Raw genomic sequence first — 7,978 nt, forward strand, 5'->3', positions numbered from 1 at the left:
GGCGCCATCAAGGCCAATTTCTGGATGGGTTTCGCCGCCGCCACGACGCTGATCCTCGGCGCCGCCTACACGCTGTGGATGATCAAGCGCGTGGTCTTCGGCCCGGTCGGCAACCCGCACGTCGCCGAGCTCACCGACATCAACGGACGCGAGTTCCTGGTACTTGGCCTGCTCGCCGTCTGCGTGCTGGCGATGGGTCTCTATCCCTTCCCCTTCACCGAGGTGATGCACGCATCGGTGGATAACCTGCTCAAGCATGTTGCGGCCAGCAAGCTTTGAGCCCAAGGCACACGACTAGAAAGACACGAGAGAAGCGATGCTGAACAATTTCGTGATGCCCGACCTGTACCCGGCAGCCCCGGAGATATTTCTCCTGCTGATGTCCTTCCTGGTGCTGTTCGTGGACCTGTTCTTCGGCGCCACCCATCGCTGGATGGCCGCCATGCTGACCGCGATCACCCTGCTCGGATGCGCGGCGCTCACCCTGGTCACGTCCGACGGACAAACCACGCTGACCTTCAGCAACATGTTCGTCGACGACCTGCTGTCCGACTTCCTCAAGTTGATCACCTATTTCGCCGTGCTGATGATGCTGGTCTACAGCCGGCAGTACCTGGCCGACCGTGGGTTGGACAAGGGCGAGTTCTACGTCCTGGTGCTCTACGCGACGCTGGGCATGATGGTGATGATCTCGGCCGCCAGCCTGCTGACGATGTACCTCGGCCTGGAACTGATGTCTTTGTCGCTGTATGGCCTGGTCGCCATCGACCGGGACTCGAAGCGCGGTACCGAGGCGGCGATGAAGTATTTCGTGCTCGGCGCCCTGGCCTCGGGCCTGCTGCTCTACGGCATGTCGATGATCTATGGCGCCACCGGCAGCCTCGAACTGGGCGGCATCGCGCAGGCGATGTACCAGGGCCACGGCGAGAAGACGGTGCTGGTGTTCGGCCTGGTGTTCCTCGTCGCCGGCGTCGCCTTCAAGCTCGGCCTCGTACCCTTCCACATGTGGATACCCGACGTCTATCACGGCGCCCCGACCGCCGTGACCATGTTCGTCGGTTCCGCGCCCAAGCTGGCGGCCTTTGCCATGGCGATGCGCCTGCTGGTCTATGGAATGTTCGGGCTTGCCGGCGACTGGCAGAAGATGCTGCTGGTGATGGCCGTGCTGTCGATCGGTCTGGGCAACCTCGCCGCCATCGCGCAGACCAACATCAAGCGCATGCTGGCCTATTCGGCGATTTCGCACATGGGCTACATGGTGCTCGGCCTCATGTCCGGCGTGGTCGGCGGGCAGGTCGACGCCTTCACCGCCGTCAATGCCTACAGCTCGGCGCTGTATTACACGGTCGCCTATGTGCTGATGACCCTCGGCGGCTTCGGCATGGTGCTGCTGCTCTCGCGCGCCGGGTACGAAGCGGAGAACCTGGAAGACTTCAAGGGTCTCAACAAGCGCAGCCCGTGGTTTGCCGCGATGATGCTGATCTTCATGTTCTCCATGGCCGGCATTCCCTTCTTCATCGGCTTCTTCGCCAAGTTCGCCGTGCTGCTGGCCGCCATCAAGGCCGGCTACACCACGGTTGCCGTGATCGCCGTGATGTTCTCCCTGATCGGCGCCTTCTACTACCTGCGCGTGGTCAAGCTGATGTACTTCGATGCGCCGGCCGATTCGGCGCCCATCTCGGCGGGGCTCGACCTGCGCGTGCTGCTGTCGCTCAATGGCCTCGCCGTAGCCGGCTTCGGCCTCTTCCCCGACGCCTTGATGCTGGTCAGCACCACGACCCTGATGCGCTCGCTCTGACCCGCCGCGCTTCGGCGCGCCGCTTGGAAAAGCCGTCCTGCGGGTAGCGCATGACGGTTTTTTTTCGCCCTGCGCGCGCCATCGCCATCGGCGTCGCCGGTTCGCCTCGGGTACTTCTCCATGAATCGCAAGCAGGGTTTCGGCGCCCGCCTGAGATAAGATAGTCCATTGCAAAACCGCGCCAATTTCCATCATCCTTCGATGACCTCATGGACGATTCCGACCTGATCGAACACACGGTAAGCAGCGAGCCGGTATATGACGGCAAGCTGCTGCACGTTCGGCGCGACACGGTACGCCTGCCCGACGGCCAAGAGGCGGTCCGCGAATGGATCACCCACCCCGGGGCGGTGGTCGTCATCCCGGTCCTCGACAACGGCAAGCTGCTGTTCGAGCGCCAGTTCCGCTATCCCCTGCGGCGCATCTTCATCGAGCTTCCCGCCGGCAAGATCGACACCGGCGAACACCCCCTGGACACGGCAAAGCGCGAACTGCGCGAAGAAACCGGCCACCAGGCCAGGCACTGGCGCCACCTGGCGACCATGCACCCGTGCATCGGCTACGCCGACGAGCGCATCGAGATCTTCTGGGCACAGGGCCTGATCTACGTCGGGCACCAGCGCGACCATGGCGAATTCATCGAAATCACCGAAATGAGCGTGGCCGACGCCATGCTCGCCGTGCAGGACGGCGAAATCACCGATGGCAAGACCCTCAGCGCGCTGCTGTGGGCCGACAAGATCACCAGCGGCGCCTGGCCGCTTCCCGAATGAGCAAGCCTGACCCTGCCACCGCGCTGGAGCACCTGGACCTCGATCCGTCCGGCGGCCACACGCTGGAAGCGCTGCATGTCCTGTCCGAGATCGCCAGCAACCTCGCCGACGAGGACGACCTCGACGAACTGCTGGGCCGCTTCCTTGGCACCATGATCCGGCTGGCCAAGGCCGACGCGGGCGTGGTGCGGGTGCTGACCAGCGACGGCAAGCACCTGCGCATGGTCGCCTCGCGCGGCCTGCCGCCGGCGGTGGTCGAAAAGGAGCGGCTGGTTTCGCGCGATTGCGGTGTCTGCGGGATCGCCATCGGGCAGAACCGCCCGCTGTTCGAGATCGAGCTGAAAGGCTGCGCGGAGCGCACCGGCGGAAACTTCTTTGCCACCGGCTGCCAGGCCATGGTGGTGGTGCCCCTGTCGAATGCCGGCCGCCTGCTCGGCACCTACAACCTGTTCCTGCCGGAAGCCTTCGAACTGCCGGAGGAAGTCGCGCTGCTGTTCCGTTCCATCGGCGAGCACCTCGGCATGGCGCTGGAAAACGCGCGGCTGAAGCGCGAGAACCTGCGCATCGTGCTCACCAGCGAACGCCAGATGATGGCCGCCGAAATCCACGACTCGCTGGCGCAGACCCTGGCCTACATGAAGATGCGCATGGCCATGCTCAACGACGCGCTGGCCGACCAGTCGCTGGAGCAGAGCGCCAAGTATGCCGGCGACGTCAGCCAGGCGCTGGACGACGCCTACGGCCACCTGCGCGAACTGCTGGTGCAGTTCCGCAGCCGGATGGACCCGATGGGTCTGCACCACGCGCTGCAGGGGCTGGCCTGCGGCTTCCAGGAGCGCACCGGGATCGTCCTGCACTACGACAACAAGCTGACCGACCTGCGCCTGGAGCCGGAAAAGGAAAGCCAGGTATTCCACATCCTGCAGGAGGCGCTGGCCAACGTCGCGCGGCATTCCGGCGCCACCGAGGCGCGCATGACCCTGGCGGCGGCCGGCGACTACTACGATGCCACGGTGGAAGACAACGGCAAGGGCGGGCAGGGCTTCTTCGCCATCGCCAATCGGGTGGACGGTTTCCACGAACATGCCGGCCTGCGCGACCATTTCGGCCTCGCCATCATGCGCGAGCGCGCCGGAAAGATCGGCGGGCACCTCGAGGTCGCCAACCTGGCCGGTGGCGGTTTCCGCGTCAGGCTCAGCTTCCCTCCCGGCGGAGGCATCTCGGGATGAACCTGCCGGTCGCCGATGAAGCAATCCGCGTCATGCTGGTCGATGATCACACGCTGTTCCGCAAGGGGCTGGCCGAGCTGCTGGAACAGCGCGGCACGATCAAGGTCGCGGCCATCGCCGGCAACGGCGACGATGCCATGCGCGTCTTGCCCGAGGCCAAGCCCGACGTCATCATCACCGACCTCAACATGCCGCCCCACGGCGGCCTGGCGCTGCTGCGCCAGCTGGTGGCCGGCGGCTGGAACGGCCCGGTGCTGGTGCTGACGGTGAGCGATGCCGAGGAAGACCTCGCCGCCGCCATGCAGGCCGGCGCCAAGGGCTACCTGCTGAAGGACATGGAGCCCGAGGACGTCGTCGACGCCGTGCAGCGCGCCGTGCGCGGCGAGACCGTGGTGGCGCCGGCGATGACGCTGAAGCTGGTGAACCTGCTGCAGGGCGGCAATACGGCAGCGAGCAAGACCGACACCCTCAAGCTGCTCACCGCGCGCGAACGCGAGATACTCCAGCATTTGTCGCAAGGCCTGTCAAACAAGGCCATCGCCCGCGTGCTCGACATCAGCCATGACACCGTCAAGCTGCACGTGAAGCACATCCTGGCCAAGCTCAACCTCAGTTCGCGCGTCGAGGCCGCCGTCTTCGCCGTCGAGCAGAAGGCGGCCGGGCAGGGCCGCCGCGCTTCCTGACCCCCCCGCAGACAAAACCCAAAAGGAGAAGAACAGTGAAACTCTATTACAGCCCCGGCGCCTGCTCGCTTTCGCCGCACATCGTGCTGGCTGAAGCCGGCCTCGCCTACAGCATCGAGAAGGTCGACCTGAAGACCAAGAAGACCGAAACGGGCGCCGACTTCTTCGCCATCAGCCCGGCCGGCTACGTGCCGGCGCTGGCGCTGGACAACGGCGAGGTACTGACCGAGGGCCCGGCCATCGTCCAATACCTTGCCGACCAGGCGCCGGCCAAGAAGCTGGCGCCGCCCGCCGCCAGCTTCGAGCGCGTGCGCCTGCAGGAAATGCTCAACTTCATTTCCACCGAGGTGCACAAGTCCTTCAGCCCGCTGTTCAATCCCGCCTCGTCGGAGGAAACGAAAGCCGCGGCGCGCGCGCTGATCGGGCGTCGCCTCGACGTGCTGGAGCAAAAGCTGGCGGGCCGCGACTACCTGCTCGGCGATTTTTCGGTGGCCGACGCCTACCTGTTCACGGTGCTGAGCTGGGGCCGCATGGTCGGCGTGGACATCAAGGAAGGCCGCCCGCGGCTCGGCGAGTACTGGTCGCGCGTCAAGGCGCGGCCGGCCGTGCAGCAGGCCATGAAGGAAGAAGGCCTGATCAAGTAGCGCCGTCGCCGGCAGCCTGGCGCATCACGCCCAGCAGCGCCTCGGGCGGCTGCGCCCCCGAGGCCGCCAGCGTCTGGTTGAAGACGAAGAAGGGCACGCCGTTGATGCCCATGCGCCGCGACTGGTCGGCATCCGCCTTTACCGCTTCGGCATCTTCGTCACCGTCGAGGTAGGCCTTCACCGCCGCCGCATCGAAGCCGCAGGCGCCGGCGATTTCGGCGAGGATGGCGCGGTCGCCGACATGGCGGCCGTCGAGGAACTGCGCCGCGAACAGCGCCTCGATCAATTTCGCCGTGTCTCCAGCGCCGACTCTCTGCGCATAGTGGATCAGCCGATGCGCCAACAGCGTATTGGCGCGCAGCTCGATCTTTTCGAAAGCGAAGTCCACCCCGGCCGGCTTGCCCGCCTCGCGCACGCGCTGCCAGATCTCGGCCAGGCCCTGCGGCCCGCCGAACTTCTTTTCCAGGAAGGGCCGGTAAGGCTCGCCGCCCTCGGGCGTATCCGGGTTGAGGAAGAAGGGGTGCCAGTTCACCGTCACCTCGCCATCCGGGTGCTCGGCGCGCCATTCAGTCAGCGCCTTGTCGAGATGGCGCTTGCCGATGAAGCACCAGGGGCAGACCACGTCGGAAACCACGTCGATTGTCAGGGTCATGGTGATTTCCTCAGGGCACTTCACAAAGCATGCTGGTCGAAGGCGGGCCGTTCAGGCGTCCCCTACCGCGCAGGCGTAACCACGGCGCATCGGCTCTTTCGGTCTTGGCTGGCCTTTCGAGGCGCGCTACCAAAACGCCATCGCGAGTCAAATTTACCGATGATCCTTCCTTCTCAACCAGACGAAGGTAGTCCGCGCAATGCGCCCCGAATTCGGTAATGCTAACGGTAACAGTGCTCATGCTTTGCCTACCTCCAGAACAATCTTGCCGATATGCCTGCTCGACTCCATCAGCCGGTGCGCCTCCGCCGCCTGGGCCAGCGGGAAGCGCGCGTACAGGTGCGGCAGCAGTTCGCCGCGCGACAGCGCCGGCCAGATGTGGGCGGCCAGCGCGTCGCGGATCGCCGCCTTCTCGGCCAGGCTGCGCGGGCGCATGGTCGAGCCGGTGATGGTCAGGCGCTTCACCATGATCGGCAGCAGGTCGGCCTCGCCCTTGCTGCCTTCGAGGAAGGCCACATAGACCAGCCGCCCGTCGCGGCGCAGGCTGGCGAGGTTGCGTTGCAGGTAGGGCGCGCCCACCATGTCCAGCACCACATCCACGCCCGTGCCGCCGGTGATGCGCTTCACCTCCTCGGCAAAGTCCTGCGTGCGGTAATTGATGGCATGCGCCGCGCCCGCCTCGCGGCAGAAGGCGGCCTTCTCCTCGCTGCCGACGGTGACGAAGCACTCGACGCCCAGGTGTTTGGCCAATTGGATGGCGACAAGGCCGATGCCGCTGGAGCCGCCATGCACCAGCAGGCGTTCGCCTTTTTTCAGCTTGCCCAAGTCGACCAGGTTGGCCCAGACGGTGAACCAGGTTTCCGGCAGCGCCGCCGCCGTGGCGTAGTCCATGCCATCCGGGATGGGCAGGGCATGGCTCGCCGCGGCCACGCAGTACTCGGCATAGCCGCCGCCTGGCGTAAGCGCCGTAACGCCAGCGCCGACTTTCCATTCCGTCACGCCCTCGCCGACGGCCTTGACGCGGCCGGCGACTTCGAGGCCGAGGATGGGCGAGGCATCGGGTGGCGGCGGGTACTTGCCCGAGCGTTGCAATACGTCGGGGCGATTGACGCCGGCGCAGACGACTTCGATCAGGATCTGGCCGGGGGCGGGGCTGGGAATCGCGCCGTCGGCCAGCGCCATGCACTCCGGGCCGCCGCCCTTGCCGTGTTCGATGTATTTCATTGCGGGTCTCCGTTGGGGAGCGGGAAGTCTAGCAGGGGTGGGATTTCAAATCTGGCGGGGCGGGCCGGCGACCCGGCCGCGTCGTCGGCCCAGGCTCGCCGGCCTGCGGCGGAGGGCTCGCCAGAGTCTCGCCCGTTCGCGCGGCGCAAGGCCAAACCATTGGCCTTGCGAAACCCCGCGCTCACCCGTCGCGGCGGGGCCGCGCCAGGCCGCTGGCTAAACTAGCCGACGCCGATAGAGCCGGCGTCGTCGTCGGACAACGCCAGCGGACTACTCCTGGCACGGCTCCTCGCTCGGCGGCTCACATGGGCCACCGCCGCAACCGGGCCGCCTGCGGTATCGCGCTTGCATGGGGTATGGAAACGGGATAGGCTAGCCCATGCTCAACAATCGCGGAAAAGCCATGAATGGCGGGGTAGCAGTCGATTGCCTGGATGTGGAAATCTCGTGCGTCCATATTTGCCCAACGGCTTCCAGAGATGGCATCAAATTGCCAGAGTTGGCAACTTTCTACTGACGTCCACTTCACTACAAGGGCTTCCCCACGAAGGTCAAGGGTGAAAAGCAAGATGGTGTTTCGTTGCCTTTCTCCTGAAGCGCGCAGCGCTTCACCAATGTTGATGTTGGAAGTTGCGTGCCGTTGAATCTCGCCCAGAGGGCGCACTCTGGCTGTATCGGTGTTGTCGTCCTGGTATCGCAGGGACTGCGCAAATTTGACGTGCAAGGTTCGCGACGGCGCTACTACAAACGGTCATTGACGCTGCTCTCATGCAGCAGACCCTGATGAAAGACGCACGCCGGGGGCTCCATTCGTTAGTCGAGGACATCCCGCCCGAAGGCAGTCTCCTAGAAGTGATCGAGCATTCCCCGGCGCAGGTCTTGAACCTGTACCCATCAACGCAGCCATCCCACGACACCTGGCGCAACATGACCAGCCTCGGCGCTTGGCGGAAACGGCGTTACGCCGCCGGCGCG

At 65.4% G+C, this 7,978-nt stretch carries 9 protein-coding genes and 1 pseudogene; 7 read left to right on the forward strand and 3 right to left on the reverse strand.

Annotated features, from left to right (window positions below):
- The 6 genes and pseudogenes from J0M27_RS20785 to gstA all read left to right on the forward strand — a co-directional run.
- Window positions 1-279 (forward strand): annotated as a pseudogene (locus tag J0M27_RS20785) (NADH-quinone oxidoreductase subunit M); the annotation flags it as partial.
- A 37-nt stretch (window positions 280-316) separates the two neighbouring features.
- Window positions 317-1,798 (forward strand): NADH-quinone oxidoreductase subunit NuoN, encoded by a 1,482-nt coding sequence (gene nuoN / locus J0M27_RS20790; RefSeq protein ID WP_294996469.1) that lies wholly within the window; start codon window positions 317-319, stop codon window positions 1,796-1,798.
- A gap of 209 nt (window positions 1,799-2,007) precedes the next feature.
- Window positions 2,008-2,571, forward strand: coding sequence for an NUDIX hydrolase (locus J0M27_RS20795; protein ID WP_294996470.1), 564 nt, complete (start codon window positions 2,008-2,010; stop codon window positions 2,569-2,571).
- Window positions 2,568-3,800: an ATP-binding protein gene (locus J0M27_RS20800; protein WP_294996472.1), complete on the forward strand. Its 1,233-nt coding sequence runs from the start codon at window positions 2,568-2,570 to the stop codon at window positions 3,798-3,800. Before J0M27_RS20795 ends, J0M27_RS20800 begins: the two co-directional genes overlap by 4 nt.
- Window positions 3,797-4,483, forward strand: a complete 687-nt coding sequence (locus J0M27_RS20805; protein ID WP_294996474.1) for a response regulator — start codon at window positions 3,797-3,799, stop codon at window positions 4,481-4,483. The genes J0M27_RS20800 and J0M27_RS20805 overlap by 4 nt, the downstream gene beginning before the upstream one ends.
- Window positions 4,484-4,518: 35 nt before the next feature.
- Window positions 4,519-5,127, forward strand: coding sequence for a glutathione transferase GstA (gene gstA / locus J0M27_RS20810; protein ID WP_294996476.1), 609 nt, complete (start codon window positions 4,519-4,521; stop codon window positions 5,125-5,127).
- Here the strand turns inward: gstA and J0M27_RS20815 are convergent.
- The 3 genes from J0M27_RS20815 to J0M27_RS20825 all read right to left on the reverse strand — a co-directional run bounded on the left by J0M27_RS20815 (window position 5,120) and on the right by J0M27_RS20825 (window position 7,727).
- A complete protein-coding gene (locus tag J0M27_RS20815; RefSeq protein ID WP_294996478.1) occupies window positions 5,120-5,779 on the reverse strand; it encodes a DsbA family oxidoreductase in 660 nt (219 codons plus the stop codon). The genes gstA and J0M27_RS20815 overlap by 8 nt on opposite strands.
- Before the next feature lie 237 nt (window positions 5,780-6,016).
- Window positions 6,017-7,003 (reverse strand): NAD(P)H-quinone oxidoreductase, encoded by a 987-nt coding sequence (locus tag J0M27_RS20820; RefSeq protein ID WP_294996479.1) that lies wholly within the window; start codon window positions 7,001-7,003, stop codon window positions 6,017-6,019.
- A 301-nt stretch (window positions 7,004-7,304) separates the two neighbouring features.
- Window positions 7,305-7,727, reverse strand: coding sequence for a hypothetical protein (locus tag J0M27_RS20825; protein ID WP_294996481.1), 423 nt, complete (start codon window positions 7,725-7,727; stop codon window positions 7,305-7,307).
- Window positions 7,728-7,771: 44 nt separating this feature from the next.
- Between J0M27_RS20825 and J0M27_RS20830 the strand changes: the two genes are divergently transcribed.
- Window positions 7,772-7,978 (forward strand): hypothetical protein (locus J0M27_RS20830; RefSeq protein WP_294996483.1); only part of this gene is annotated, 207 nt, incomplete at its 3' end.

It is taken from the genome of Sulfuritalea sp. (assembly GCF_017302275.1).
Taxonomy (GTDB): domain Bacteria; phylum Pseudomonadota; class Gammaproteobacteria; order Burkholderiales; family Rhodocyclaceae; genus Sulfuritalea.

What these genes read in the sequence shown, in the direction of transcription:
- J0M27_RS20820 (WP_294996479.1), bottom strand. Translation starts at nt 7,003, where the DNA reads ATGAAATACATCGAACACGGCAAGGGCGGCGGCCCGGAGTGCATGGCG.
- J0M27_RS20795 (WP_294996470.1), top strand. Translation starts at nt 2,008, where the DNA reads ATGGACGATTCCGACCTGATCGAACACACGGTAAGCAGCGAGCCGGTA.
- J0M27_RS20800 (WP_294996472.1), top strand. Translation starts at nt 2,568, where the DNA reads ATGAGCAAGCCTGACCCTGCCACCGCGCTGGAGCACCTGGACCTCGAT.
- nuoN (WP_294996469.1), top strand. Translation starts at nt 317, where the DNA reads ATGCTGAACAATTTCGTGATGCCCGACCTGTACCCGGCAGCCCCGGAG.
- J0M27_RS20805 (WP_294996474.1), top strand. Translation starts at nt 3,797, where the DNA reads ATGAACCTGCCGGTCGCCGATGAAGCAATCCGCGTCATGCTGGTCGAT.
- J0M27_RS20815 (WP_294996478.1), bottom strand. Translation starts at nt 5,779, where the DNA reads ATGACCCTGACAATCGACGTGGTTTCCGACGTGGTCTGCCCCTGGTGC.